This is a genomic window from Pandoraea oxalativorans (assembly GCF_000972785.3).
Classification (GTDB): domain Bacteria; phylum Pseudomonadota; class Gammaproteobacteria; order Burkholderiales; family Burkholderiaceae; genus Pandoraea; species Pandoraea oxalativorans.
Genome location: NZ_CP011518.2, coordinates 59,944 through 85,278 on the forward strand (window position 1 = coordinate 59,944; position 25,335 = coordinate 85,278).

Annotated in this window: 20 protein-coding genes and 7 pseudogenes; 11 read left to right on the plus strand and 16 right to left on the minus strand. The window is 63.4% G+C overall.

The window, feature by feature from the left end:
* Window positions 1-7: 7 nt before the first annotated feature.
* Window positions 8-364, plus strand: a complete 357-nt coding sequence (locus MB84_RS25070) for a hypothetical protein (RefSeq protein WP_052654331.1) — start codon at window positions 8-10, stop codon at window positions 362-364.
* Between the two features lie 80 nt (window positions 365-444).
* A pseudogene (locus MB84_RS31775) lies at window positions 445-883 on the plus strand (DDE-type integrase/transposase/recombinase); the annotation flags it as partial.
* Here the strand turns inward: MB84_RS31775 and MB84_RS30120 are convergent.
* The 3 genes and pseudogenes from MB84_RS30120 to MB84_RS25080 form a co-directional block, all read right to left on the minus strand.
* Window positions 858-1,216: pseudogene (locus MB84_RS30120) on the minus strand (IS66 family transposase); the annotation flags it as partial. The pseudogenes MB84_RS31775 and MB84_RS30120 overlap by 26 nt on opposite strands.
* Window positions 1,098-1,709, minus strand: a complete 612-nt coding sequence (locus MB84_RS31130) for a transposase (protein ID WP_245725608.1) — start codon at window positions 1,707-1,709, stop codon at window positions 1,098-1,100. The gene MB84_RS31130 and the pseudogene MB84_RS30120, both read right to left, overlap by 119 nt.
* A 114-nt stretch (window positions 1,710-1,823) precedes the next feature.
* Window positions 1,824-2,735, minus strand: a complete 912-nt coding sequence (locus MB84_RS25080; RefSeq protein WP_157122941.1) for a hypothetical protein — start codon at window positions 2,733-2,735, stop codon at window positions 1,824-1,826.
* Window positions 2,736-2,939: 204 nt separating this feature from the next.
* On the opposite strand from MB84_RS25080, the pseudogene MB84_RS30125 reads away from it, so the two are divergent.
* Window positions 2,940-3,340: pseudogene (locus tag MB84_RS30125) on the plus strand (DDE-type integrase/transposase/recombinase); the annotation flags it as partial.
* Between the two features lie 427 nt (window positions 3,341-3,767).
* Here MB84_RS30125 and MB84_RS31510 read toward each other — a convergent pair.
* Entirely contained in the window at window positions 3,768-3,890 is a 123-nt protein-coding gene (locus tag MB84_RS31510; RefSeq protein ID WP_281192332.1) for a hypothetical protein, read from the minus strand.
* Complete coding sequence (locus tag MB84_RS31780) at window positions 3,869-3,973, minus strand: hypothetical protein (protein ID WP_169835075.1); 105 nt, start codon at window positions 3,971-3,973, stop codon at window positions 3,869-3,871. The genes MB84_RS31510 and MB84_RS31780 overlap by 22 nt, the downstream gene beginning before the upstream one ends.
* Before the next feature lie 484 nt (window positions 3,974-4,457).
* On the opposite strand from MB84_RS31780, the gene MB84_RS25095 reads away from it, so the two are divergent.
* Complete coding sequence (locus MB84_RS25095; protein ID WP_052654338.1) at window positions 4,458-5,210, plus strand: hypothetical protein; 753 nt, start codon at window positions 4,458-4,460, stop codon at window positions 5,208-5,210.
* Window positions 5,211-5,277: 67 nt separating this feature from the next.
* Here MB84_RS25095 and MB84_RS30135 read toward each other — a convergent pair.
* Window positions 5,278-6,162, minus strand: a pseudogene (locus tag MB84_RS30135) (IS3 family transposase); the annotation flags it as partial.
* Here MB84_RS30135 and MB84_RS31135 point away from each other — a divergent pair.
* A pseudogene (locus MB84_RS31135) lies at window positions 6,102-6,891 on the plus strand (IS5 family transposase). The pseudogenes MB84_RS30135 and MB84_RS31135 overlap by 61 nt on opposite strands.
* Window positions 6,892-6,897: 6 nt before the next feature.
* Here the strand turns inward: MB84_RS31135 and MB84_RS25105 are convergent.
* Together MB84_RS25105 and MB84_RS25110 are read right to left on the minus strand one after the other, a co-directional pair.
* Entirely contained in the window at window positions 6,898-9,051 is a 2,154-nt protein-coding gene (locus tag MB84_RS25105; RefSeq protein WP_052654340.1) for a phage integrase family protein, read from the minus strand.
* A gap of 819 nt (window positions 9,052-9,870) precedes the next feature.
* Window positions 9,871-11,721: a soluble NSF attachment family protein gene (locus tag MB84_RS25110; protein WP_157122947.1), complete on the minus strand. Its 1,851-nt coding sequence runs from the start codon at window positions 11,719-11,721 to the stop codon at window positions 9,871-9,873.
* 180 nt (window positions 11,722-11,901) lie between these two features.
* On the opposite strand from MB84_RS25110, the pseudogene MB84_RS29275 reads away from it, so the two are divergent.
* Window positions 11,902-12,658, plus strand: a pseudogene (locus tag MB84_RS29275) (DDE-type integrase/transposase/recombinase).
* A gap of 447 nt (window positions 12,659-13,105) precedes the next feature.
* Here MB84_RS29275 and MB84_RS30145 read toward each other — a convergent pair.
* A complete protein-coding gene (locus tag MB84_RS30145; RefSeq protein ID WP_157122949.1) occupies window positions 13,106-13,267 on the minus strand; it encodes a hypothetical protein in 162 nt (53 codons plus the stop codon).
* A gap of 424 nt (window positions 13,268-13,691) precedes the next feature.
* Here MB84_RS30145 and MB84_RS25125 point away from each other — a divergent pair, with 424 nt between their 5' ends.
* From MB84_RS25125 to vsr, 3 genes are all read left to right on the plus strand, one after another.
* Entirely contained in the window at window positions 13,692-14,009 is a 318-nt protein-coding gene (locus MB84_RS25125; protein ID WP_052654347.1) for a hypothetical protein, read from the plus strand.
* A gap of 134 nt (window positions 14,010-14,143) precedes the next feature.
* Window positions 14,144-15,175: a DNA cytosine methyltransferase gene (locus tag MB84_RS25130; RefSeq protein WP_245725609.1), complete on the plus strand. Its 1,032-nt coding sequence runs from the start codon at window positions 14,144-14,146 to the stop codon at window positions 15,173-15,175.
* Between the two features lie 3 nt (window positions 15,176-15,178).
* Window positions 15,179-16,537, plus strand: coding sequence for a DNA mismatch endonuclease Vsr (vsr, locus tag MB84_RS31640; RefSeq protein ID WP_342672667.1), 1,359 nt, complete (start codon window positions 15,179-15,181; stop codon window positions 16,535-16,537).
* 59 nt (window positions 16,538-16,596) lie between these two features.
* Here the strand turns inward: vsr and MB84_RS25140 are convergent, their stop codons facing one another.
* The 4 genes and pseudogenes from MB84_RS25140 to MB84_RS25150 form a co-directional block, all read right to left on the minus strand.
* Entirely contained in the window at window positions 16,597-18,429 is a 1,833-nt protein-coding gene (locus tag MB84_RS25140) for a tetratricopeptide repeat protein (protein WP_169835076.1), read from the minus strand.
* A 509-nt stretch (window positions 18,430-18,938) separates the two neighbouring features.
* A pseudogene (locus MB84_RS31150) lies at window positions 18,939-19,553 on the minus strand (IS3 family transposase); the annotation flags it as partial.
* A gap of 103 nt (window positions 19,554-19,656) precedes the next feature.
* Window positions 19,657-19,851 (minus strand): hypothetical protein, encoded by a 195-nt coding sequence (locus MB84_RS30150; RefSeq protein WP_211279399.1) that lies wholly within the window; start codon window positions 19,849-19,851, stop codon window positions 19,657-19,659.
* A 384-nt stretch (window positions 19,852-20,235) separates the two neighbouring features.
* A complete protein-coding gene (locus tag MB84_RS25150) occupies window positions 20,236-21,021 on the minus strand; it encodes a hypothetical protein (protein WP_052654352.1) in 786 nt (261 codons plus the stop codon).
* 1,315 nt (window positions 21,022-22,336) lie between these two features.
* On the opposite strand from MB84_RS25150, the gene MB84_RS25155 reads away from it, so the two are divergent.
* Together MB84_RS25155 and MB84_RS25160 are read left to right on the plus strand one after the other, a co-directional pair.
* On the plus strand, window positions 22,337-22,669 hold the full coding sequence (locus MB84_RS25155; RefSeq protein ID WP_157122953.1) for a hypothetical protein: 333 nt from the start codon (window positions 22,337-22,339) through the stop codon (window positions 22,667-22,669).
* A 272-nt stretch (window positions 22,670-22,941) separates the two neighbouring features.
* On the plus strand, window positions 22,942-23,889 hold the full coding sequence (locus tag MB84_RS25160) for a hypothetical protein (protein WP_052654356.1): 948 nt from the start codon (window positions 22,942-22,944) through the stop codon (window positions 23,887-23,889).
* A gap of 295 nt (window positions 23,890-24,184) precedes the next feature.
* Here the strand turns inward: MB84_RS25160 and MB84_RS25165 are convergent, their stop codons facing one another.
* From MB84_RS25165 to MB84_RS30160, 3 genes are all read right to left on the minus strand, one after another.
* A complete protein-coding gene (locus MB84_RS25165) occupies window positions 24,185-24,481 on the minus strand; it encodes a hypothetical protein (protein WP_052654358.1) in 297 nt (98 codons plus the stop codon).
* A 54-nt stretch (window positions 24,482-24,535) separates the two neighbouring features.
* Window positions 24,536-24,682 (minus strand): hypothetical protein, encoded by a 147-nt coding sequence (locus MB84_RS30155; RefSeq protein WP_157122955.1) that lies wholly within the window; start codon window positions 24,680-24,682, stop codon window positions 24,536-24,538.
* A 142-nt stretch (window positions 24,683-24,824) separates the two neighbouring features.
* A complete protein-coding gene (locus MB84_RS30160) occupies window positions 24,825-25,031 on the minus strand; it encodes a hypothetical protein (protein ID WP_169835077.1) in 207 nt (68 codons plus the stop codon).
* Window positions 25,032-25,335: the final 304 nt, after the last annotated feature.

Genomic DNA, 25,335 nt, shown 5'->3' on the forward strand with positions numbered 1-25,335 from the left:
GGGCAATATGAGTCGCACCAACTTCATCGCTGTCTGCCTGGGGCTGGCCGCCGCATTGTTCGGCGGCAACGCCGGCGCCCAGTCTTATCTGGGCGCCGGCGATCTCGGCAGCATTCGTCAGGGGAATCAGGCGGCGCCTGCGCTGCACCCGTCGACCGGACTGCGTGCGCCGGCGCCCGTCGCCGACGCGCAATCGGCCAGCGAAGCCATCAACCGGGTCGCCGGCGAGCGCAACGGTACGCAGCCGGGCCCGAGCGCTCAGGATGTCGCCGCAACGCGGCGGGCGCTCGATACGCGCGACTTGCAGCACCCGCGTCAGACCCGCACGTTCGATGCGATCGCACGCCCCTCGCGGCCTGATTGATCCGTTGCGCTGGCAGCGCTGAGCGGTGAGTATTGCCCGGTTGTGAGGTGGGTAGAGGATAGAATGCGACATGTGAAAAAATCCTCGGTCTCAGTCAGCCCCCGGCGCTCGAACGGGCCGCGAGCTCGTTCGGAGGCTACCGATTTTCGCCAGGCATTATCGGCTATGCGGTGTGGCTGTATGACCGTGGTCCGTCGAGCCTGCGCATGGTCGAGAAATGTGAGCGTGCCGCGGGGTTGAACTCACCTACGAGACGGTAGGGTCGCTGGGCGACGAGGTCCGGTCTGTCGATCGCCCGGCGCCCTCGTTCCATGGCGTCGGAGCGCGGCGCAACGTGGCACCTCGACGAGGTGCTCGTGACGATCCACGGCAAAAGCACCGGCTGTGGCGAGCGATGGACGAGCCCGGCGCGCTGCCGAGGGGCTGGTGCAAAGCCTTCGCGACACGGCCGCCGCCAAACGGCTCATGCGCCATGACTGTCCGCGCGTAATCATCACGGACATTTTGCGGTGTCGGGCAGGGACTGAGCCACATTCCAAGGCATCGTCTCGTCGATACGATTGGCCGGGTGATCGGTAATGCGCTCGAGCACGTAGGCGAGGTGGGCTTCGGGGTGGGTGCCGTTCAGGCGCTGTACATTGCGGCTGTGCGCTCACCGCCCGAGCCGGCGCCGGCAAACAGATCATTGCGACGGCCGATCGCCACACCGCGTAGCGCACGCTCAGCGATCCGGTTATCGATCTGCGCTGGCCCGTCCTCGCAGTAATCGGCGAGCGCGGGCCGGCGGTTCAGCGAGTACGGAATCGCTTTGGCCGTGTCGGACTGGGCGGAGAGCGTCGGCGGCACCGACTCGACCTTGGCCGCCGGACCGTTGAAGCCGCAGCGCATGTCGGTCACACCCGCGGCGATCCACACACGCGCGTTTGATGGCACGCCGATCACCGGCATGCCTCCAACACCGTGCGAAGCACCCGCGCATCAACAGGACCGGAAATCTTGACTGCCGTCTTCCCGATCCGCACTTCGACCGTGCCTGGATCCCGCCGCACCTCAGCAGATTTGGGGTGCGCGCGCGGGCCCTGCGTGCTCGAGAGCCGCGCGCGCCGCTGACGAGCGTCACCGGCAGCAATGGCGCGGATTCGACGGCAAGCTGCGCCCGGTACTGGCGCCGCCATGTCACCAGCATATTGGCGTCGATGCCGTGCTCGCGCACAAGCTTTGAAACCGACACCCCCGGCTCGCACGCCGCCGCTGCCAGGTGCGAGCGAAACGCCGCATCGTAGTTCGCACGACCACGCCGACCATTCCCGGGATTCTTTGCCGATTCCAAAGTAGTTCCCGTCACTTACGTAGCGGGCGCTGCTTTCGCAATCCTTCATCTCGCTCACAAGACGGTATGAATCGAGCGCGTGCATGGCCAACGCATCCCTTCGTTAATCGGGTACCGCACCCCGTCCGATTAAGCAACGACGCTGGAAGTGGCGTGAAATGCTGCAAGTGAAAACGAGGCAAGGTCAACACCGCCTTCGGCGATCTGACGGGCCTTTTTGGCTTGCTCGTGCAGACCCTGCCGCGCGTAGTCCGTCGCGGCGTTGAGAGCTTCTTTTTTGCCTTCGGCGTGATGGGCGGCGACGTCATGCGGGTCTTGCGACCGCATGCTCAGCAAAACCACCGCAGCCTCAAGGCGGCAGTCCGCAGCCTCCAGGAGCAAATTCTGGTGCACGTAGACTGTATGGGCCAGGAGGTACCTGTGCGCACCCTTTAGGAGCTCGCCGGCCTTCACGCTAGCTGCCGCCGACGCGTGGCACGCGTCCGCAGCCATTCTGGGCAACTTAAGCAGCGTGTAGGCGTCCTTAGCCCAGCCGTAGGTTTTTTCCGCCTCCGCGTACTTCTGAGCCTCCATGCTATTATTTGCTTTCGTCAACAAGGTGTCTACGGCCAAAGCACGCCGGTCTTCAAGCGTGAAGTATTTCGCAAAGGAGTTGTCTGCCACGACTGTGCCGTCAAGGTTGCTCGCCAGCGCCTCTTGCCCGTAGCACGTGATCCCCCCCTTCAGCGTCTGCAGCGCCATGTCCCGCCTTCCCGGAATCGAACTCGAGTCCGCCCCCGCTGTTTCGGCGCACTTGTGAAGCGCCAGGTTGGCGAAGGCCTTCACGCCGCTGGCGTGATCGCCGCCGTAAAAGAGCAGGTCCCAGAGGAACGCCCCAATTGACATTTTTGAGATTGCCTCATAGGCATTTTTGACGGTCTCCGGCTTTGAAAAGTCAACCGTCTTGAGCAGGGCATCGATCCGCTCGGCACTTGTTTCGGGAGCGTACCGCATGGCAGGGCCTGCGACGCTTAAGGGGGGCAAAACTTTGGGGAGGGACATAAGAAGGCTCCGGGCACAGATATGAGTAAAGTATGTTTAATAGCACGGTCAGAAGCCCGGCATTTCGGTATTCCGGTCAAAACATGTGTAACGGGAAAATAATAGACGACCTCTGGCTTCTGCCGGCGGCGCACGCTGATTCGCGGTGAGATCGTGACCTGATGACCTCGGAGGGCTTACGGCCTTCCCCCGGATCACGTTCACCGTGTGTTTCTATCGGAGTGGGTCGTGCGTCGCCTCATGAAACCAGGCGGCCCGCCTGCAGCCAGGCCCCGGGCGGCGCCGATACCGTGCTTATCTCGGGAAAACCAGCCCGGCGCCGGATAACGTCATCAAAGCGCGATTTCCATGCTCACGCCCCCAACGACAAGCGGGTGACGGATATCTCCGAGGCTCAGATTCCTGCGCGAAAGGTATCTCTGTCACCCATGATCGACTGCTTCGATGGCATGATCGTCAGCGGGTCGATGGGCACAGGCCCTGACGCAAAGCGCGTGACTACCATGGTGGGTGCGGCTATCGAGACCGTGACTGAAGAAGATAAAACGCCGATCGTGCATTGCGATCGGGGTGGCCACTACCGTTGGTCCGGCCGGATATCGCGGCGTGTAAAGGCTATGCCGAGTCCACCACCGCCGTCGGACAGACGAACCCGCGTGCCATCGGAATGTATGTCGTCTCGAGTGCGAACACCCGTTTGGCGCTCGCGCTTCATGCCGCGCAGCAGGTACGGCAGGACCTTGTGCGGTGCGTTGCGCCGACTCGTGGTCGGCTTGCAGTACAGCGTCTCTACGCCCATACGCTTCATGAGCGCGTGCACGCGGCGGCGGCCAACCTCGTGGCCCTCCCGGCGCAACAGGCGCGCCGGCATCTACGCACCGGCGAACGGAAACTCCATGTGCCGTTCGTCGATTCACCGCATCAGCAACGGTTCGGCTTCGCTGACCGGCTGCGCCCTGTCATACGCGCTTGATCTCGCGATACGGTCAAGCCGAACTTGCTGCAAAACCGGTAATGCGTGGCCACGGTCGATCATCTTTTTGCGCTCAACAATCCCGCCTTGTCGAGCGCGCTGCTTAAAAAATCATTTTCCAGCGTGAGCTGGCCGATCTTGGCATGCAACGTCGTCACGTCTACTGCAAGTGCCGTTTCCATTCCGTGATCTGGTTCGAATGCACACCGAACTGCTGTGCTGGTTCAGCCGGCGTGCGTTGGCCCTTGACGGCCGCCAGAGCCACTTTTGCCTTGAACGCAGCTGAGTGCGTGCGTCGGGTCCTCTTCGTCAGTTCCTCGGTCCCTTTGCCTGCATTACCGCTGGCTCGGGCCCCGGTCGTTCCACGTATTTCGCCGTCCGAATTCGCGCAGCCACCTCGCCGCTATAGCGGCGCTTTTCTGATTTTATCTCGAGGCTTTCCGTTACCTCTGCCGGAAAACTCCGTCCGATCACCGTTTCGCCCGCTTTGTCGGACGGCGGCCTGCGCGCCGCCCCTTGCGAACTCGGGGGGGCGTGGGCGGCGCAAGGGCGAACCGGGGGAGGGCGGCCGCCGGCGACGGCACGCGCCTCAGGTATTCACCCGATAGTGGCCCTGCCGGTGCGACCGATAATGACTGCGAAGACCTGCCTGGCCGCGTAACGGCATCATGGCTGACGATTGCCGCGTTGGCGCGTCGTCAACCAAACAACCGGTCGATACGGCAACGAGGCACTATTGAGGATGCTTTATGGATATTCCGTTTACTCGGCTGTCGCAGCTTAGCGTCACGCGCACCCCACTTCTGTCCAGTCCCATTACGCGCACGCCAGAGGGCGTCCGTGAGTTTGTCGAGAACTTTAGCGCCATGGGGCGCGCCGACCGGGCCTGGGACTGTTTGATATCGTCGTTATTTTACAAGACGAGTAAGAAAGAGCTCCTTGTCGCCATCGCCGTCAACAAGGTGGCGTTGCTCCAAGGCGGTCTTGAACTTCTGGAGGACTCGAGGAATCAGTGCAGGGGTCCGGGGCAGCGTCTGGAAGATTTCACATACTACGCCGATTTACTGCTATCCGAGTTGAGACCCGAGGGGCGCGCCGAACTGTTATCGGGGCCGCCTGAGCTGAATAAATTCATGACACCCTTCATAACCTTACCGCGAACGACGGACGGTATCAGCATTGTCTTGGTGCCCGTATCTTCTTGGTTTCGCGACCGTCACCACGGTGAAGACTGGCGGCTAACGCAAGCTGACATGGCGGGCTGGAGGAAGCAAAATGATGACAAAGTGTACAGCTTCATCCGCGAGCTGGCAAACTTCGACCGCGGGCACCTTCAAAGAACAGTACGCCCGGCTCTCTGTCGCATCACGCACATGATTGCTGGAACAAATGAAGACGGCAAGTGGCCCGAAAATTGCACCGACACGGACAGGGCGAACCGACCGCTTTGTGAGAGGATCGCTGATAGACATCTTGTTTGGCCCAAACTCAACGTGCGATGAGCGGGGGTCCCCGTTTCGGGGTATTGTCGGCGTTGTCAACTTATTGCCGGTTGACCCTACACCCGAATTAGTACCGATCAGAAGTAGAAATTTTCGGCTTCGGGGTTTCGTCCGTCAAGGCGCGCTGCCGCGCCCGACGGGCGAATCCGGCGGGGGTCTGTCACTGTAATGCGGCGTGGGGACGGCTCTCGTTATAGTACTGTCGCCAAGCGGCGATTTTGCCTCGGGCGTCGTCCAGCGACAAGAACCAATGCTCGTTCAGCTACTCCTGTCGGAAGCGCCCGTTGAAGCGCTCGACCTTGGCGTTGTCGGTCGGTGTTCCCGGTCGACTGAAATCGAGTTCGACGACGCCGTGTTCGTAAGCCCACCGGTCCATCGCCTTCGAGATAAATTCGCTACCGTTATCGACTTTGATCGTCTGCGGCACGCCGCGCTCAGCCACAATCATCGTCAGGACTCGCACGACGTCCTCTCCCTTCAAGCTCTGCCCGGCATCGATGGCCAAGCTCTCCCGCGTGCAGTTGTCGACCACTGTCAGAGCACGTAAGCGTCTGCCGTCAAACAATGCGTCGGTGACGAAGTCTATGCTCCATATCTCATTGATGGCCGTGACGATGCTTTTGGGCTGGCGCAACCGCGCTGACTTGTTTCGCTTCGGCCGCGTATGCCGCAGCGATAAACCCTCGGCCCGATAGAGCCGATAGACCCGTTTGTGGTTGTCCTGCCAGCCTTGGCGCTGCAACATCACGTGAACACGGCGATAGTCGTAATGCACGCGAATCTAGGCAATCTCTTTGATGCGCGCAAGCAATGCCGACGAGTCCCGAGCCACCGATTGGTATCCGTACAGTGACCTCGACATGCGAAATAACGCGCACACTTCGGTCAGGCTTGCCCGATACCGATCACGCAACTCGTCGATCAGTGCCTGTTTGCGAGAGGGCGTCAGCGCTGGACCCTGCCCCGATTCACGTACAGCAGGAATTTGTTAATTTCCTGTTTGTCCTGCCCACAGGAATTCAGGGGAAGCGTTGCCGCAGGAGCCCGGCTTGGGCAGTCGCATGACATGTTGGCGCCGCTTGCGAAATTGGCAATCCAACGGCGTGTGGGAGCGATGGCATCCGGCCTTGCTCAAGCGCCTGCGCGAGCATGAGCGGATCGGCTGGGGCGGCCCTAGCGCTGGATGACGCCTGCGTATCGAGCTTTTGGTGGGAAAACAGACGCGGCCGAACCCCACAAATCGAGGCAAACTCGGCGGCAAGCGTCACTTGATTGTCGACAAGCGAGGCGTGCGCCTGGCGCCGCCGGTCACGGGAGCCAATCGCCACGACTCGATGGTGTTCGAGGCGCTCGTTGACGCGATACCGAGCGTGTGCCGGGCCTCAGTGGCCGCCCCCGTTGCCGTCCTGACAACTGCACGCAGTCAAGGGCCATGACTTTGCCTGTTGACGACAGCCCTTACACAAGCGGGGCATCATTGCCCGGGTTGCTCGTCGAGGCATCGAGAAGAACGACCGCCTTGGCAACATCGGTGGGTCGTCGAGCGTATGCATGTGTGCCTGGCTTGCTGGGCTTGGGCAAGTTGCGCATCCGCGTCGCGCGATCTATTCACGCTCCTCTCGCTTTGCTTTTCCTCGCTCGCGCCGTTATCTGGACTCGCCTCGTTGACCGGTTTTGTTAACCGCGCTTAGTAGCGCGCTGCGTCGCGCGCCCCGCCGACGGCCTTCAGGAAGGCCTCGGCTTCCCGGAATTGCCGCGCAATCTCGGCCGTCGCGTAGATCGAGGTGGTATCGAGTGACTCGTGGCCGGCGAAGTTGCGCGCACTCTCCAGACTCATACCCTGCGCCAGCGCATGCGAGACAAAGGTGTGGCGCAGCCAGTGGGGACTGACCTGTGCTAAGGCCTGTGCATACGGGGCGTGCTCTCGTTGCGCCAAGGTCGCGGCCGTCGCGAAGAAGCGCTTGATCGCTTTGTATAACTGGTCGGGATGGATCGGTTTGGCCTGCCGGGCGAGCCGGGCCAGGGCGGCGGCCGCGTCGCCGCCCGCCGCGCCCGCTTCGCGTCGCACGCGACCGATATCGCGCTTATCGGGTAGCGCCGGGATCAGGGGCGTGCTGGCCGGGCAGGCGAGCGGATCACGCGGCAAGCCGCGCGAGGCGAGGTAGTCCCCGAGCGCGGCCAGCACCGTGGGCACCAGCGGAATGAAGCGCTCCTTGGCACCTTTACCGACCACGCGTAGTAGAGGAATGCGCCCGAGCTCGACGCCCGCGTAGCGCTCGCCAATGTCGTCGGTAAAGGCGCCCGCGAGCTCGGCGCGGCGCAGGCCGGTGCTGTAGGCCAAGATCAAGATGAAGCGCATCCGGGCGGCGGCGGCCGAATCGGGCAAGGTGTCGAGCACCCGCATGACAAATGCCCAAGCCTCATGGGTGAGCGCGTGCTCGGCCTTGATGCGCGGCCGGGCCGCGACGCGTCGCGCGTGGCCGGCCTCATCGGTGCTCGTGCCGAGGAACACCTTGACCTTGGCAAACGCGTTGTGATCCAGGTACTGCGCGTTCACCAGATCGCCAAAGCACTTCTTCAAGGCACCGAGCGCATCCTGCCGACTCTTGAGCGCCAACGGCCCACGAAACGGCCGCCATGCCGGCGCGTGGCGCGGCACCGCGCGGTGCATCACCCAGCGCTCCGTGGGCTGCGGATTGACCAAAAAGACATTGATGTAGTCGCGCGCATCGTTGATATCGAGGCTCGAGAGTGCCTTGCCCTTGGCAAAGATGGCCCACAGCAGCAGGCGTTCGGCCTCCGTGTGGTACTTCGCCCGGGTGTTCGCGTTTTCGTAGTCGGCCAGCCAGAAGTGGATCGCCTGCAGGTCGTGGTGCGCGCCGCTGTTGTTCTTGACGCGGTTGCGGTTGGCGCCGTCGGCGCCGTCGAGCGCCCGGGGAGGGCGCAAAAACTCCAAGGGGACGATACCGGTGGCGGCCTCGCGCGTGAGCTGCGGCACGCCGGCCGCGTGCGCGGACGGATGGGTCACCGCCCGCTGCGTGAGCGCGAGGCCCGGCACGTCGCGATAGTGCTCGAGCCAGGCCGTGATGCGGCGTGCGCCAATCTCGCCCAGGCGCGGCACATGGCGGTACCAGCGGTAGCCCCCCGCGTTGATCGTCTCGACCAACTGGCCGATCGTGGCAATGCCCACGTCGGTGAGACGCAGCGCCACCGCCGTGTCGAACCAGCCGAGCACATGGTGCTCGCGCTTCGGATCCTCCACCAGCAAGCGCGAGAGCGCCTCGAGCGCGGCCATTTGCTTGGCGCGCAGGCGCGCGTTGCGCTGCTGACGGCGCAGCGTCGCGGCCGCGTCGCCGCCCTGCGTCGCGAACCGCTCGTGGAACAGCGCGAGCAACTCCTTCTCGGTATAGAAGCCGTGCGGATCGTGATCGGCCGCGAAGTCCTCCAATGAGGGCTGCGCGGCGGCGGCGGGGGCCGCGCAGCCCGACGCCGATGCTGTCGCGGCCAGCACCGCCGGGCGGAGCGCGAGCAGCCGCGCGGTGGCGAAGTCTTGGCGTTTGCGCGCGGCCGCGACGAACGCGGTGACGAGCCAGGCGCGCGTGCCGGCCGCTTTGCGGGCGTCACGGCCGAACTCCAGGTACCGGTCGGCCAGCTCGGTCAGGGCCAGCCCCTCCAGGTAGCCCCGGAAAAACGCCAAATGTTGCAGGCCGATCCGCCGCTCCGGCGCCGGGGTACGCCGCGCCTCGCGCAGCCGTCGGCGGGGGGCGGCCCCCGGCGCGCTCGCCGGCGGCGCGGGCGTGTCGCGAAACACAACGTCCTGAACCTCGGGGGGGCGGGGCATCCTGTGTCCTCAAAAACGGGCGGTGGGGCCATCGGGCGGCGCGTGCCGGGCTGTGGCAGGCGGCCGTCGGCGGCTTGCGTCGGCGGCTTGCGTCGGCGGCCGGCGTCGCGTCGTCCGGCGCGCGCGCCACCCCTGACGGGGCGGGGCTCGGGCTGAGCGACACTGAGAATATACCTATTTTGTCGAAAAAAATGAAGGGTCGCATAGTTAAAGCTATGCGACCCTTCATTTAAGGTTTCGGCAAAAACCGACCCGTCGCGGGGCAGGCGGCGACCGCTCCCGGCGCGCCCGGCCGTGCGCCGCCCGCGCAGGGCGACGGCTGCGCCCGCAGGCGCCGCGTCGGTCCCCCCGTGCAGGGACACCGGCTCACCTCTTCAGGCCCCCCGGCGGTGAGCGACACCCGGCACGCGGATTCGCCCGAGCCAAGCGATGGCTGACGGTATTTCTCCCGCTGTTACGCGGGGCGGACGCAACGACCCCGCCGCGGCCGTGAGCCGCGGCTTCGGCACCCCCGTGCCGCCAAGGCCCGGTCACGACGCTCGTGATGGTGTTGCCGCCTCCATTCGGGGGCGAAGCGCCGCACGTGCGCACGGTCGTCCCCGTCGTAGGGTGGGCGCCTTGGGTCGCGCACCGTTCGGTTTAATCGCTCCGCGTCGGCGGCGGCAAGGGGCCACCCGAGCGGGCACCCGAGCCGCACCGTGGGCATTACCGAACCGCATGGCGGCGGGGGGGCGGGACGGGGGCGGGACGGCCCATGCCCCTCACCGCGATTGCCCGGGCCAACGCGCGCTGCGTCGGTTCGGGCAGCCCCGCGCGCCGTCAGGCGTCGACAGCCGGCGCGTACCGCCGCTCTTGCATATGGGCGTCGCCGATCCGCGCGTAGGCGGCCTGCTCCGTCAAGCCGGCGCGCATGTAGGCGTGCACGGCGCGCATAAGCAGCCCCGCCTGCCGGAAGGCTTGTGCGGCCCGCTCGTGCCATTGCGCCGCCTCGTGCACATCCGTGGCACTCTCACCCGCCGTCGTGTAGAGCTCGGCGGCCGACTCGAAGTCTTGCGCGGCCCGCTCGCGCCATTGCGCCGCCCGGCGCGCATCCACGGCATGCTCGGCCGCTTTGATAAAAAGCGCCGCAGCGATCAGCAAGGCATCGGCGGCGCGCGTGGGCTTGTGCTCCGCCAGGTAGGCGCCGGCGACATGCTCGTAGCCGGTTGCCGCTTCCGCGAACAGCGCGCGCCCCAGGTAAAGGTCGGCGAGCTCGGCCCAGATTTTGCCGGCCTGCACGTGCTCCCCGATTTGCAGGCAGGCGCGGGCCGCCCGCTCATAGGCGGCCAGTTCGCCCATGCCCGCCCGCACGTAGACTTTTATGGCCTCGTCGGCTCGACCCGCATGCACCCATGCCAAGACGGCCTGCTCATGCTGCCGAATCGCCTCAAACCCGAGGGCGGCCATCTCGAAGGCGTTCTCGGCCTGTTCGTGCATCCCCTCCTGCATGGCGTAGCCGTGGGCGGCACGTGCCCAGTTTTTTGCAGCCTTCTCGCCCTTACCCGCCCGCGCGTAGGCTTTTGCGGCACGCTCGTATTCCCCGAGCAGGACATAGCATGCCGCCGCCATCTCGTCCGCTTGGGCCGCGTCGCCGGCCATGCCCAATTGCCGATACTCGCGTGCGGCCCGCTCGAAGGCGAGTGCGGCCGGATAGCCCGCCAGCTTCTCCAGGTAGGCGGCGGCCTCGGCCTCCCGGGCCGCAAGTTGGGCCTGCGCCGCCACGCCCGCCGTCGTGTAGGCTTGCACGGCCCGCTCGAAGTCTTGTCTGATGCGCTTGAAAGCCTCTTTGGCGGCCTGGCGCCGTCCCGCCTTCAAGTGGGCGAGGGCCACTCGGCGCAGGGCCTTCGCCGCCGAACGGGAGGCGTCCGCGGCCTCCACGATTTGCTGCGCCCTCATGTGGGCATGTACGACCCGGCGCCAGGCGCCGGCGGCCCGCTCATGCAAATTCTCCTTCGCGTAGGCCTCGGCGGCCGCTCTGGCGTCCGCGGCTGCATCCACGCAGGCGGCCTGGGCGTTGCCGGGCAGATTCGCCCGTCTGTAGGCCGCTTCCCCGAGCCGGAACGCTTCGTCGGCCGCCGTGTCGGTGGCTTCGGTCCACCTGTAAATTTGTGTGAGTGTTGCGCCGGCGAGATCGCGCAAAACTTGATCCTGTTCCATCTGCGCAACGAACCGCTGGTCCCGCCATTCGTTCATAAACATGTCGCCGACCATGCCGTGCCGGTCCTCAAGCGTGATGTACTTTTCAAAGTCGTTCTCCCCCACGCCCACATCAAAGCTTTGCCGTAGCGCGTCTTGGGCGGTGGGCGACAGACATGTGGCCAGCGTCTTGCGTGCGGCGTCCCGGTCGGCCCGAATTAACGCAGGATTCGCGCCGATCTCCTCGGCGCATTTGTAAAAATAGAGGGTGACGAGGGCATGCAGGGACCGGGCTTTCTCACCTTTGTGAAAGACGCAGTCGATGAAGGACGACAGCGGCCCCATGCGGGTGATTCTCACGCGGGCGTCGTGCATGGCCTGCTCGCTGTCGAAGCTGCGAGCGGTCAGCGCGGCAGCGAGGACGCCGCGTCGTCGGGACGACAGGAGCGGGGTACGCGCGTAGCCGCGAAGGGTGATGGGGGGCAAGCGCGCCATTAGAACGTTCCTTGCAGAGATCATGGGGAACCCCATCGTTACCCCCGTCAGCCGTGCACCGCATCCGCATTTCGGCACAACCTTTCGTAAACGGCTCCGGCAACACGCACGTTGGCATTGGCGGCGGCGCCCGCCGGACGGCACTGTCACGTTGGCGGTGAGGGGGCAGAGGATAAAGCGATGAGAAAAACGACATCGAGCTATCACGGCCACCGAATGCCCCGAACGCCCCGAACGCCGGCGTCGGGGCTTCCGCGTTCCGCTCAGCCTGCGCGAGATCGACGCGTTGCGGTTCGAGCGCGGGGTGTTCGTCCGCGACGCGACGATCCGCCGCGGTGCGACACGTTTGGCGCGGGCTTTGCCCACCGGGCCCAAGCGGCACGCCGCACGCCGCAAGCCCGGTGGCAGGTGGCACCGCGACGCGAGGGGCGTGAGCGGGTAGGGCGCAGCCTGCGCGGTGAGCCGTACTTGCAGCACCCGCCGTGGCGCGCCGTCGACGCGAATGGCGCGGAACTCGAGCTCCTGCTGCAGAAGCGGCGCGACAAGGCGGCCGCCAAGCGCTTCTTCAAGCGCGTGCCGCGCTCAAACCCGGCCGCACAAGCTCGTGACCGTCCCACGGTGCGGCGATGCGGCGGCCAAAGCCGAGCTCCCGGCGCCGGCCAATGTGAAGGCTGTGTTCGTCAAAGCCGCGGCCCGGCTCAATAACCGCGCGGAGAACCGCCATCCGCCTACGCGGGAGCGCGAGCGGCGCAGGCGCGGCTTTCGCGACCCGGCGCGCCCGCAAACCCGCCTGTCGAGCGTCGGGCCCATCCGGCAGCACTTCACACGCGAACGCCATTGGCTGCGCGCGCCGCGCTTTCGCAAACCGCTCGCGGTGCTCCTGGCTCAAGGGCGTGAATTCGCCCACGTGACCCCAACGCCGTCTCATGCTTTTTGAGACGCGGGGATTCATGCAGAGGCTTCGACAATCTCCCTAAGTTAGCAACGCCCGCTGTCGCAATAATGACCGGGCAGGTCATTACCGAGACTGCCGCGAATACCCACCGTCAGCCGACGAACGTTAAGGGGGAATGGCCGTTTCGACTTGTCACCCGACAGCCAAGGAGTGTGCCGTCGAACGTCGCTTGCGGATCGCGTCAAGCCGGTCGCACGGACCGCGCGCTGACATATCGGTGCCACACGCATGAGTCAGTGCCGCGCGGGAGCGATCCTTCGCCAAACCGGCTGAGACCGGTCGTTCGACGGTTAAGCCGAGGCGGTCGCATCGTGGACGCAGACCTCGTTCCGGCAACCCGGCCGTTCCGGGCCAAGGGCCAGCTAGAGCGAGCACGAACGCGAGCACGAACACGAGCACGAGCACGAGCACGAGCACGAGCACGAACGTCTACGCCGCCATCGCCAGATCCTGCTTCCCATCGGTGACCACGGCGTTCGCCTCCGACTCGCCATTGGCCGTGCGCCCCGGCTCTACGGTGATCAATCCGTCGCCCTCGAACGCGGGGCCACGTTCCAGGCACAGGGGGTCGAAGAGCGGTTTCTCATGCACGGCGATGATGACTTGCCGGTCAGTCTGAAACGTCGAAGCCCGCTTTTGCGCTGCTCGATCCTTGGCTTGAATCCGCCAGCATCGGGGGACACGGCCCGACAGGCACAGGCACGAGCGTACTCAGGACGGTTCTGGATGGGGGCGCGTCAAAATGCGTGGGCGAGGATGGCGTGTCCCGTGACGACGCTGCGGGCGTCGACCGAAAGGTACGCCGTTTTCGCGAGGGGCTTCCGGATCCACGGTATCGCGTCACCGATTGACAGGGCTCGGGTGCGCCCGCTCGGCTGTGACGTCTCGCGGATTGTTGACACCCGCGTCGTGTTCTGTGGAATTTTTGTTCTCGTGCCACACATAATTTAATGAGTTAGTGTAACATTTTAATGTATATACATACCATCCGTGCCCGAGAGCACGGTGCGCGGCGATGACCTATACGGAATTCTTACGGCATGTTGGGAAGGCGGGGCTGACCGTTAAGGGCTTCGCGGACTTGATCAAGATGAATTGTGTGTCGCTGAGCAACTGCGCGAAGAAGGACGAGGTTCCTTCCCATCTGGCGGTGATTGCCGCCCTGATGGGCGAAATGGCCGATAAAGGTGTGGATTATCGGAGCGTAGTGGCCCGGATCGAGATCGCTCGAAAAAAGCCGCGTGGGGCGGGAAAGGAAGGTCGGTTTGGCGGAGACCCCGAGCGGGAGCTTGATTTTTTTAAGTCGGACACCGTGGAAGACCGGCATCAGTGACGAGTCCACGCCATGGCCGCACCCATATGCCGGTTTCGGCGACAGAACTGCCAATGAAAACGCCTAAGACGAAGCAACGACATATGCGACAAGACAAACTTCGCCTCATAGATCTGTTCTCCGGAGCGGGCGGTATGACGCTCGGTTTCACCGATGAACGATTCTGCGGAGGGTTTGAATGCGTTTTATCCGTCGATAATGACTCGGCCGCCATGGACACCCATAAAGCGGCTTACGCCGCCCCGGGCGTGGTGGGAAACATCGAAACGTGGCTGGAGTCCGATCCCGACGTGCCGCAGGCTGACATTGTCATCGGCGGCCCCCCGTGTCAAGGGTTTAGTCTCTTAAATAAGAATCGGCAAGGCGACGGGCGGCGTGCGCTGTGGGAGCCGTATATGGATGTCGTCGCTCTGAGCGGCGCGAAAATGTTCGTCATGGAGAACGTCCCCGAATTGCTACGTTCCGGCGAGTTTGACGATATCGCAAAACGTGCCCAAAAAATGGGCTTTAGCCTGATTTACGACGTTGTGAATGCTGCCGACTACGGCGCGGCCCAGACCAGAAAGCGAGCGATCGTCATCGGATGGAAGCGCGGCGAAACCGAAGCCCCGACACTTCCCCAGCAAACCCACTCGAAGGACGGAGCGAACGGTTTGCCCCGTTGGCGCGTGGTACGCGAGGTCATCGGTGAGTTGCCGGATCCGGAAGGCGTCGAAATTCGGGACTGCCGGCCGCCACTGAACCTCCATTTCGGTAGAAGCCCGACGGAAGTCAGCCTCGCTCGCTATCGCGCTGTGCCGATAGGGGGCAACAGGTTTGATCTGCAGCGCAATGCACCGGAGATCACGCCCGCCTGCTGGATCCGAAAGACCTCCGGCGGCACCGATTTGTTCGGTCGACTGTGGTGGGACAGACCGAGTGTCACGATTAGGACCGAGTTTTTTAAGCCCGAGAAGGGCCGTTATTTGCATCCCGAAAAACACCGCCCGATTACGCATCGCGAGGCGGCTCGCATCATGGGTTTTCCGGACGATTTTCCGTTTCGCGGCTCCAAAGTCGAAATCGCTCGCCAGATTGGAAACGCCGTCCCCCCGCCGTTGGCGGCAGCGATTGCCAAGGTGGCGCTGAAAGCACTGTCCGCCAATCTGATGATCGAGGCGGCGTAAGCCGTGGCCGACGTCCTGACACCGGCGCAGCGAAAGCGTTGCATGAGCCGTGTCAGGAACAGCAATACGGATATTGAGCTTACCTTCCGTAAAGCGTTATGGTCGGCGGGGTTGCGCTACCGGCTAAATGTAAAATTGCCGGGCAAGCCGGATATCGTCTTCACCGGTCACAAACTTGCCGTATTCGTTGACGGATGCTACTGGCACGGGTGTCCGGAGCATGGGCGGATACCGAAAACGAATGCGCGGTTTTGGCGTGACAAAATCCACAAGAACGTGGCACGGGACAGTACCGTCACCACGATCCTGGGGGCGAACGGTTGGCGCGTACTTCGGTTTTGGCAGCATGAGCTCCAGCGTAATCTCGCAGAATGTGTTGCGCGAGTGCAGGCGTCGATCAAGCAAATAGACGATACAAAGAATATGGTACGACGCTCTCAACGGAAGGACCCCGAATCGCTCCGCAAGGCGCTTATCGTTCTTCTCACAAATTTTGAGGCTGAGCTAAAAAGAGATGACCTCCGCGGCAAGGTCGTCGCGCTCGTACCCGCTCACCACGGGCTCCGCGATCTGGGCAGCTCACTGATCCTCGACGAAGCCGCGCCCAGCGCACGAGATCGGATCCTGTTGTATTTGACCAAGTATCCGCGTCAGATGATTGCGGGCGATGAACTCATGGTCATCTCCGGTATCGGCGAATGGGCGCGACGTGTCCGCGAGTTGCGCGTAGAGCACGGCTGGAGCATTGCGTCAGGCGTAGCGATTAAGGAAATGCTCGAACAAGGCGAGCTCAAGCCGGAGGATCTCGCTGCCGGCAAATTGGACACGAACGATTACATGCTGCTTGACGAGCGGCAGGATCGAGACGCGGCGTTTCGGTGGAACACGGCCAACGATATTCGAAAAACGAAAGCCTCTGTACAGGACAAGATTCTGGAGTTTTTGAAGGCGAATGTCGGGAAACCCGTCACCGGCGAGGAGCTTCGCTATGTTGCAAACGACAAGACCGAGTGGGCGCGGCGCGTAAGAGAATTGAGGACAGAAGAGGGGTGGGCTGTCGCGACCCGGAATATGGGAAGACCGGAGCTCCCCATCGGCACCTATATCCTTGAGGATCTGCATCAAGCGCCCCCGCACGATCGGAGAATTCCCGACGATGTCAGGCGCGCTGTTTTGCGGCGCGATGGCTATACATGTCTTCATTGCGGATGGACTCCGTCCGAATGGAACAAGGCCGACCCCCGACATCTGGAACTTCACCATAAGGTTCAGCATGCACATGGCGGAAAGAATGACGAGGAGAACCTGATCACATTGTGCACCGTCTGTCATGATGTGGTTCACCGTGACGAGAAGGTGTAATCCATTCCGTTAAACGGGGTCGTCTCCACATGCTTGTCCCCGATAGGTGTTCCCTTTTTTTAAGTGGACCCTGTCTCGGGGCTTCCGCTCACCACAGAAGATGAGTTCGTCGGTCGCTGATCATTCATCTGGCTTCGATGATGGTCATCGGACCCCGGGGCGTTTTTCGCGGTGCGCGGAAGCTTCAGGAGCGCGGCGCGCAGAAGATCCAGGAAGGCCTGGCCCCGGAGCACATCCCCTTCGACGAAGGCGCTTCGCAGGTGGGGCCGCTTGGTGGGGATCAGCGCGGCCGCAGTGGACGCCAGGATGATGTCATACATGCCGTCCTCTCGGTTCATCGCGCACCACTCGTCGCGCGTGCGCGGATGGAATTTATCGGAGGACACGAAGTCCTCGCCGTCATCCATGCGAAACGTATACGCGCCAACGCTGAAGCGGTCGCCGTCAGGAAGGTTGGGCAGACACTGGTCGATAAGAGCGTTGATGTCTGCGATCATCTCGGCTTGGGGAGCTTGTTTTTCAAATGCGATCATGGCGCGGATCCAGCCCACCCGGACGTTGGCCGCTTCAGCTTGCTCGAGCAGTTGACCCCTTAGCGAAGCATCGTTTATTTCGGCTTGTGCGGCCGATTCGTAAGCCGGCGCGGCCCGCTTGTTGGCTTCTTCGGCCAGCTCGTAGGCGCGTATGGCCGGCGCCAGCCGACCCTCCTCCGTGTAGGCTTTTGCGGTTGCCAAGAAGATTTGTGCGGCCAGCTCGTGGGCTTGTGCGGCCAGTTGATACCGACCCCGCTCCGTGTAGATTTCCGCGGCCATCCGGCAGGCGTCTACAGCCGCATCGTACTGATCAGTTTGTCGGTAGGCTCGCGCGGCGGCCATGTAGGCTTTTGCGGCCTCCGTGTGCCGACCGGTCCGTCGGTAGGCTCGCGCCGCCGTCATGTAGGCTTTTGCCGCCTCCTTGTACTGACCGGCCCGCATGAAGGTGTCCGCGAGCGTCTCATAGGCTTTCGCCGCTTTGTCGCATTTACCCGCCCCCATGTAGGTTTCGGCGGCCGCTTCGTACGCTTTTGCGGCCGACCCGTAATCACCGTTGTGCAAATAAATGCCCGCAGCCGTCTCATAGGCGCCTGCGGCCGCCCCCGGCAGTTCAGCCCACCGGTACGCTTGCCCGGCCCGTTCGTAGACGCTTGCGGCCAACGCGTCCTCGCCGATCCGCGCATAGATTTGCGCAGCCATCTCGTAGGCTTCCGCGGCCTGCTTATAATCATTCGTCTTGGCGTACGCTTCTGCGGCCTTCACGTAGGCGTCTGCGGCGAACGCGTAGGCGTCTGCGGCCCGCGCGTCATCACCCGCCAGGGCGTAAGTTGCCGCGGCCATCCGGAAGGCTTTTGCCGCCAGGCTGTGACACCCCGCCTGCTGGTAGGCGCGCGCCGCGCACGCGTAGGCTTCCGCGGTCTGCAGCTCGCGGCCCGCCAAGAGCCCCTCGGCCACACTTTTTTCGTAATATAGGTGGCCGGCAAGACACCACCTGTCTTGAGCCGTGAAGTATTTTGAAAACCCGGTGTCTTCCAAGTTTTGCTCAACGGTGCTTAGCAGCGCGTTTTTCGCCGTCTCCGAGAGGAGTCCAACCAGACTTTTTACGGCGTCCTCCTGGATGCCCGGAATCCAGAGCGTAGTCTGATTTTTTTTTTCGGCGAGTGAGCGCAGGACGAGGGTACCAAAGACGTTCATAAACTTGGTTAGGCCACCGCCGTGAAAGGCCGAATCCCAGATGCGACTCGTCACTCCCATTTGGACGATGCTCTGATACGCGCGCTCAACCGCCTTCGGATCATCGAAGTTAAATTCGCGGTCGTCTTGCAGGTCCGAGATGGCTTGAAGGCATTCGGCGGACAAGAGAGGCTCGCACGAATAGCTGCGAATCGGGACGGGGGGGAGCGGAAGACCGGCAGGCATAAGAACGTTCGATATTTTCAGGTGGTTTGTCGTGGTCAACTGTCGTGGTCAACCCATTCCGGACACTGCGTTAAGCTTTTCTTGCGTTACCGTGCGCTTGCCTCGTTTTCACGCACGGCAACTCACGCCGCCGGAAGCCTCGTTTCGTCATCACACGGCGGGGGTACCCGATCGATAAATGGATGCGTCGGCGATTGTAAAAGCCTTCGATCCGGTCCCTCCCATCCCGTCTTGCTCGGGCTCGTGTTTCGTCGCGGCGTCGCGACGTCTGCTCGACTTTCAGCGTCTCGAAGACGCTCGCCATCGGCGCGTTGTCCCATAAGCACCTCCTCAATCAGAGGTGCTGCGACGACCGGTTGAATTCGCCCCGCACGCCGCGATCGCTATGCACCATCACGCCGCCGAGGCGGCCGACGTTGTGACCCCGCCTCCTTTTCACGTACCGCCAGTCATGCAGCGACCCACGTAGCCTCGTCGTCGACAGGGGAGCGAAAGTCGATTGAGGTGTGCTGCGTCGTCGATTGTAATAGCCTTCGATCCGGTCGACGATATCCCGGCGAGCCTGCGCTCGCGTTGCGTAGCGAACCCGATGGATTCTCTCGACTTTCAGGGGCTTGCGGAAGCTCTCCATCGGGCGTTGTCCCCCGCATTGGCGCGACGCCTCATGGAGATTGTCGCCCTAAATCCGGCTGCCGGCTTCCGGTATACTGCACCGCTCTGTCGGAATGTGGCAGCAGGCCCGGGGCCGGTTTGCGGTGCCACCACGCGCTGCGCAATGCCTGACTGACCAGGTTGGCGTCAAAACGTTCGGACATTGGCCCGCCCACGACCCGAGGGTTCGCCGGATCGAGAATCGCCGCCGGATACAGCCGGCCTTCGCCAGTCCTGACAAACACGATCTGACCAACGTGATCTGACCAACGTGATCTGACAAACGTGATATCGCTGACCCGGGCGCGATCGGGCCGCCCGCCGTCGAAACGCCGATCCAGCAGGTTCGGTGCGCCGTGCACACGGGCGTCGCATCCCTGCGTGCGGACATCGACCGCCCGACGATGCGCCGGCGTCTCAGGTCCGGAATCGCCGCCCGATACACCCCGCCTTCGTGCGTCGCCGGGTACGTGATATCTTCTTCTCTCCTTCCTTCACGCTTGATTCGGCCCCCCCCTACGTCGACGAAGGGCTCAGGCCGGTCCGCCATGACTGACGTGGTTTGCGGGAGGGCAGGGTGGCGTCGCGTTCGATGCGGCGTGCCGTACGCACGCCGATGCCGGTCTTGGCGGCCGCGACTTCCCGAGAATGCGGTTGGCGCTTGTTCATGTACGGATGAGCCTGTGGGTCGGGAATGCGGATTCCCGCCATGCGCCGGCCGCTTCTTCTTCGCGCTTCGATCAGCCCGTCCTGAAGCCCCGACCCGGCGCTGCCGGTGGCGCGTCGTCTCCGGCGGCCACGCTTACGATGCCCACGACGCCTCGCCACCGGCCAAAACACGCGTCAACGACCGGCCAAGATAATTGTCGCCGCCCAATCGGAGGACGTAAATTTGGAAGGGAATTCCGGACATTGCGTCGCAAGATCGCATGTCCGCCTTGGTGCGGATCACTCCGCACAGTGTGTCGCGCTATTTTGCGTGCGCGCAAATATGCGTGAATTGTGTCGCGGCCCGATCAGATCGGCCGCCTGTTGCGGAAGCGGGGAGGGTGACGGCGCCGGAACACGGCTTGCCTCCGTAGTCCGCGTCAGGCGCTATTTTTGGGGGCCGAGTGGTTTGCACATTCCGTCGAGGGTCTTTTTGATTCGCTCCGCGAAGGACTGATTGCGGGAGTCGTTGCTCCATATGGTCTCGTCCGGATCGGTCCCCAAGGCCATCATGACCGAGGTAAAGGCTTCGGAGCACTCGCCATACGCTTGCAGCCGGTCGGCGAGATTGCGAGGCATGTACGGATAGGTCGCTTGTAACTCCGGCAGATCGCCGCAGTCGTCCGAAACCGGGGCAGTTCCTTGTGCACGCCGCGCCGCATAACGGGCCACCAGGCATGAATCCGAGTATTTGAGGAGCGGCATGAGGCGCTCATCGACGACGGCGGTCACCGCCTTCTCGACGGCCTGCAGGCCCGGCGCCACATCGCGATTTTCCGCCTCTGTGCCGAGTCCGCCGCCCTGTTGGTACAGAATGTAATCGGCCCCCGGAATCGTCGCATACGCGCGGGCGGCGGCTGCCTGATACAGCTTAAGTGCGCTCAGAAGCGCGTCTGGCGGCGTCTGGATTCTGATCTCCGTTTCCAGGTGAGCCGCCGCTCCCTGATAGTCAAACAGCCATCGGTGCGTTTCCACGATTGCTGCGCGGCGTGCGGCAAGACGTGCACCGGCGTGTTCCCGTTCCGCGTTGAGCCGGTTATAAAGAAACGTGATTGTCGTGCCAACGATCGCCGTCATCACGAAACCAATCAGGCCCACAAGCAGCGGATGGCGGCTCCAGTGACTGACGTTATTTTGTTTGACTGTGGCATCCGAGGAGCGGGTGTCGGTCATGCCATTCTCCCTATGCGGTTTGCGCGGCCTTAAGGTGTTGCCGGTCCTGCAGCGGCTCTGGCCGTAGCATACGTGCTGTGCATGATTGCGTCGAGCGACGGGTGCCCGATCGGCCCAAGTTCGCGGTGCCTGTCGAATGGATTATTCCGCGGCCGCGCCTGTCCTGCCGGGCAATTTGACTCGCCCGCGGCGGCCTGCGGGCACCCATCGCGTGCAAGGCACCCACCACCGGACCCGGGTCGTCAAACGCATGGGCGTAGGGCTTGCGCGAAGACGGGTTTGGGCCGGCGACGAAGCTTCGTGCCGCGCGCTTGCGTCGCCGTACGGCGACTGCAGGGCCGCAACCGTTATGCCGGCGGCCGGCGGCCAGCTGATCGGCATTCGAAATGCTGCGCGCACCGCTCAACGAAGAAAAGGCCCACCAAGGGCAAGCGGTCCTCGTACTTTGACGAAAAATCCGCCGGGGACGTGTGGGCTGTTGATTTTCACCAAATGTTGACCGGGGGTGGGACTGAACCCACGGCCAATCCGTCAGGAAAGGGTTGGTTCGGGTACGGTGCGTTCTCGGCGCCTTCATCTGGCTCGGCAACTTGCCGGCGCGTTCGTATTTGCGTGCCGTCCGCTCGCTTATACCGGTCCTGGGCGCCGCCAACTTCCGGCTCGTTCCTTTGCGTCGTTCTTCCACCAACAATCTGATTTCTCCGGGTTGCTTCATGCGGCCTCCTTGCGGAAGCTGCACGATAAACAAGAGCCAGACCGAACTCGGCCCAGCCCTCTTCAACCGGCAGATCTAATTGTCGCCACCGGAATTTCTAATTGTCGCTGGACATTATGCCGCGCCTTTGTCGTAGACCGTATGAAAACTGTCACGTATTCGTCAGTAAAAGTGCCACTTACGACCAGCCTAACCGCACCGAACCGCTCACACCTCTGTGAACCTTGCCGGGTGGGGCTTTGCGGGATGTGAAAGGATGGTGTCACCGTGCGCCTGAGCGATGGCGGAGATTTCACGGGCGTCAATGCCGGCGCTCGGTCAGCCGAAGTAGAGTTCAAAGTACCGACGCATAACGCCTTGCAGTGCTGTGCTTTCATCCAGTGCGCCGCAAAGGGCGTCCGGCCGTGGCTACCCTGGCTCGCACGGCAATAGGTGCAACGGTAGGGGGCCTCAAGCAGTTGAACACTGAGCCGGTACGGCGCCTCATGGCCGCAGCGCTGGCACGCGGTTTCCAGGGCTCGATGGTGCGCAGGGCAAGTCTGCTGGTCTGCATCGCTGATGCGGGACGCTGGGGTAGCCGCGCGCCATGCAGCGGCGGCAATGTCGAAAGACATCGCTGTAACGGCACCGCTGGATTGTGCGCAGGAATGCTGTGCGCAGCCTATCGATCGGCACCGAAAGACTGTCACGCAGGCGCTCGAGGTCGATCAGTCTCAGTTCGGGCGCGACACCCTTGTACGGATCGGAGTCGGGGCCCATCAGCCGAGCGAGCACTGGTTCACCAGCCTGTTGCGTAGCGATTTCAAGGGGCTTAACCGCCGGGAGGGCTCGGCGGCTGAACGCGCGCATGCGCAGCTTGCCAGTGTCGGTGAGTTGACCGGTTTTGTGAGCGCCGCAAAATCAAGGTTCAGCGCCTGTTTTCGAAAGAATTAGCTGGCGTCATATTCTTAGAATGACCCACGGACGCCGCTTTTTTGAGCCAGTCGGGGTGAGGGGTAAAGCGGGGACATGCGCGGCGGCCCGCCCGCCAATGTCCCCGAAACGTCGGGTTGTGTCAGATGTCCGGCGTAACGTCCGGCCCCCTCTGGTTCGAGGTCTGACGATAGGGACGCCCCCTCATGACCTGCACCGGCGAAACCGGACCCTTCCGAGGTTTTGCTTCTCACCAGCCCCTCATCCCCTCCGTCGCTACAGGAGAACACGTCATGCCCATGCACCTAGGCCAGGTCACAAGCCCCGTCACGCAGTCCAACGTCGGGACAGAGAATGTCGCTCCCGTCAGGGCACTTGACGACGTGGTTTTCACCATCTACCACGACGGCGAGGACACCCCCATCACGGTCAGGGACTTTGAGGAGGCCCGGACGGCCACGAGCCTCGAAGCCCTCAATCCCAAGGTAACCTTCTGGAAAATTTTGGCCAGGGACGTGCTTCCCGTCGCGACGAGGGTCACCCGTGCGTTGGTGTTTTGCCTCCTGCATCCGGACGCCCCCGACGCCCGGCAAAAGGCACTGCGATTCTTTACCGACCTCATGACGTATGCGCATCGTGCCGACCAGGGGCAGTTCGTCTACCACGAGATGAATGCCGAGACCGTCACGATCTGCCTCGCGGGCGTTGACGCCGCCCCTCTCACCTTAGGGGTATTGCTAACGGAGACCGCCAAGCGCGCGACCGAGAATCTCCGAGATATTCCTGACCCAACATACGATGAACTCGCGCAGCTGCTCGTCGCTGGCGGATGCACGAAGGACCCCGACTTCGCACTGGCCAGCACACCGCAAAAGACCGCGCTGGGCAAGCTCGCGCTCCAGTCGACGTACACCGCGTTAGCCGAAGCGCTTGCGCCAAAAAAAAACGTTAGCCTGCAACTCGTGGGGCTTGGTGAGGGGGGCCAGAAGACGCCCAAAAAACTTGAGAAATACCATGAGCTCGAGGAAAGCAAGGAGGCCGAGGACAGCAAGAAGCCCAAGCCAAGTGCAGGGCGGGCCGAGCTGGCAGATCTGAGGACGTTGGGGTTCTTCAGGCAGGGGGAGAACAACTACGCCCGCGCGTACGCGGAGTTCCGGGGGCCAAAAGGAGCGATCGGGGCATGGTTCGTCATCACGGACAAACTCCACTGCGTTCGCGTAGAGCATCAGTCCGCGCTTTGAATCCGTACCGCCATGCGGCCTTCGGCCGTCTTCACGGGCGGCCTTTTGGGGCCGGGCAACATCGGCTGCACATCAACACGCCTGCACCCGGAACTCATCGGTGTAGCGACGATTCGGTACGCCTTTTTCGCCCATATCGACCTCCGTTCAACAGATGACCCAACGTCTCCGCTGTACGTCGTTTCGAGGCAAGGTCAGGTTGTCAGCGCGAAGGCGATGTCACCGACGTGCGCGGGCCTGGCGCGCCGGCGCCCCAATGCCACACCAAGCATCGTCGCCTGCATCGCCACAAGCATCAGGCCCGGCAGGCCGGCGCTGAGTGTGCTGCGCGCCACTTCGAGATGACGCGCTCAAGCCGCGCCTCCTTCCGGCTTTCGGCCCCGCAGGCCTTAACGACAGGATTGCAGGTGAACGCGTCGACGAGCGGACCGCCCGGGCGCGTGTCCCGAAGTTTGCCCCGGCGCGCGGCGGGCGCGAGGCGGTATAACGCCATCATGGCCGTCATCCCGACATCCATGATCGAGCCCACGCCTACGATCACGCCCATCCCCGGCCCATGCACGCCGAGCGGCGGCGTGGTGCCCTCAAGCATCGCAAAGCACGCCCGGAGCGCCATCCGCAGCGAGTCGTTTAACCGGCCAAGCCCCTACGGGCCGCGCGTGATCTTGCGCACCGTTTCGCCGGCGAAGCTGCCCGTGTGCCAGTCGGTCGAGAAGCGTTGCACGCGATGGAGCGCATGCCCGGCGATGTCGCTCATCCTCTTCAGCGTGAGGTGGATGAGCGCGGCGAGCATCGTTTGGCGCAGTAGGGTGCCGGCAAGGCCCAGGCCATTCGACGCACAGATCGCGCGCGTCGCGCCGCGCCAAGAGCCGCCAAGAGCCGCCAAGAGCCGCCAAGAGCCGCCAAGAGCCGCCAAGAGCCGCCAAGAGCCGCCATCAGCCGCCATCGACCGCAGCGTCGTGTGCCCATGCGTTGATCGGGTGCGCCGCGAAGAGCGGCGCGAGCACGTCGCCGAGCGTGACGGCGAACGCGCAGGAGAGGGCCGCAGCGAAACGCCACGGCCCAGCACGCTGGCGCCGGAAGGTGAAAGCGAGCGCGTCGAGGCACGGCCGCTCGCCGGCGCGGGTCGTTGTCCGGGTCATGACATGAAGCTCGGGCCGCCCGATGCGCAGAGGCATCGAACCAATGTGGTCATCGGTACGCAATCCGTTGCGCGACGCCGCCCCGGGACGGGAGAGAACGCAACGGGAATTTTGCGATCACCTCGGGGCGGCGACACCGTCATCGACACTTCGCCGCCTCATGCGCCAGCGTGCCGTCCGAGCGCGAGAACCGCACAGGACCGGCGTGACGAAGTAGCGTTAAATGCCCATCTCGGACGTCAGCGGGGCGCACGGCTCCTGAGGCGCGCCATGCGTGAGATGACCGCTTCCCTGAAATCCGCGC

Excerpts from the sequence above, each read along its gene's own strand:
- MB84_RS25070 (WP_052654331.1), top strand. The coding sequence starts at position 8 with ATGAGTCGCACCAACTTCATCGCTGTCTGCCTGGGGCTGGCCGCCGCA.
- MB84_RS25080 (WP_157122941.1), bottom strand. The coding sequence starts at position 2,735 with ATGTCCCTCCCCAAAGTTTTGCCCCCCTTAAGCGTCGCAGGCCCTGCC.
- MB84_RS31510 (WP_281192332.1), bottom strand. The coding sequence starts at position 3,890 with ATGGAAACGGCACTTGCAGTAGACGTGACGACGTTGCATGCCAAGATC.
- MB84_RS25095 (WP_052654338.1), top strand. The coding sequence starts at position 4,458 with ATGGATATTCCGTTTACTCGGCTGTCGCAGCTTAGCGTCACGCGCACC.
- MB84_RS25105 (WP_052654340.1), bottom strand. The coding sequence starts at position 9,051 with ATGCCCCGCCCCCCCGAGGTTCAGGACGTTGTGTTTCGCGACACGCCC.
- MB84_RS25110 (WP_157122947.1), bottom strand. The coding sequence starts at position 11,721 with ATGGCGCGCTTGCCCCCCATCACCCTTCGCGGCTACGCGCGTACCCCG.
- MB84_RS25125 (WP_052654347.1), top strand. The coding sequence starts at position 13,692 with ATGACCTATACGGAATTCTTACGGCATGTTGGGAAGGCGGGGCTGACC.
- MB84_RS25130 (WP_245725609.1), top strand. The coding sequence starts at position 14,144 with ATGACGCTCGGTTTCACCGATGAACGATTCTGCGGAGGGTTTGAATGC.
- MB84_RS30150 (WP_211279399.1), bottom strand. The coding sequence starts at position 19,851 with ATGGCGGGAATCCGCATTCCCGACCCACAGGCTCATCCGTACATGAAC.
- MB84_RS25150 (WP_052654352.1), bottom strand. The coding sequence starts at position 21,021 with ATGACCGACACCCGCTCCTCGGATGCCACAGTCAAACAAAATAACGTC.
- MB84_RS25155 (WP_157122953.1), top strand. The coding sequence starts at position 22,337 with ATGTCGAAAGACATCGCTGTAACGGCACCGCTGGATTGTGCGCAGGAA.
- MB84_RS25160 (WP_052654356.1), top strand. The coding sequence starts at position 22,942 with ATGCCCATGCACCTAGGCCAGGTCACAAGCCCCGTCACGCAGTCCAAC.
- MB84_RS25165 (WP_052654358.1), bottom strand. The coding sequence starts at position 24,481 with ATGCTTGAGGGCACCACGCCGCCGCTCGGCGTGCATGGGCCGGGGATG.
- MB84_RS30155 (WP_157122955.1), bottom strand. The coding sequence starts at position 24,682 with ATGCTCGCCGCGCTCATCCACCTCACGCTGAAGAGGATGAGCGACATC.
- MB84_RS30160 (WP_169835077.1), bottom strand. The coding sequence starts at position 25,031 with ATGACCCGGACAACGACCCGCGCCGGCGAGCGGCCGTGCCTCGACGCG.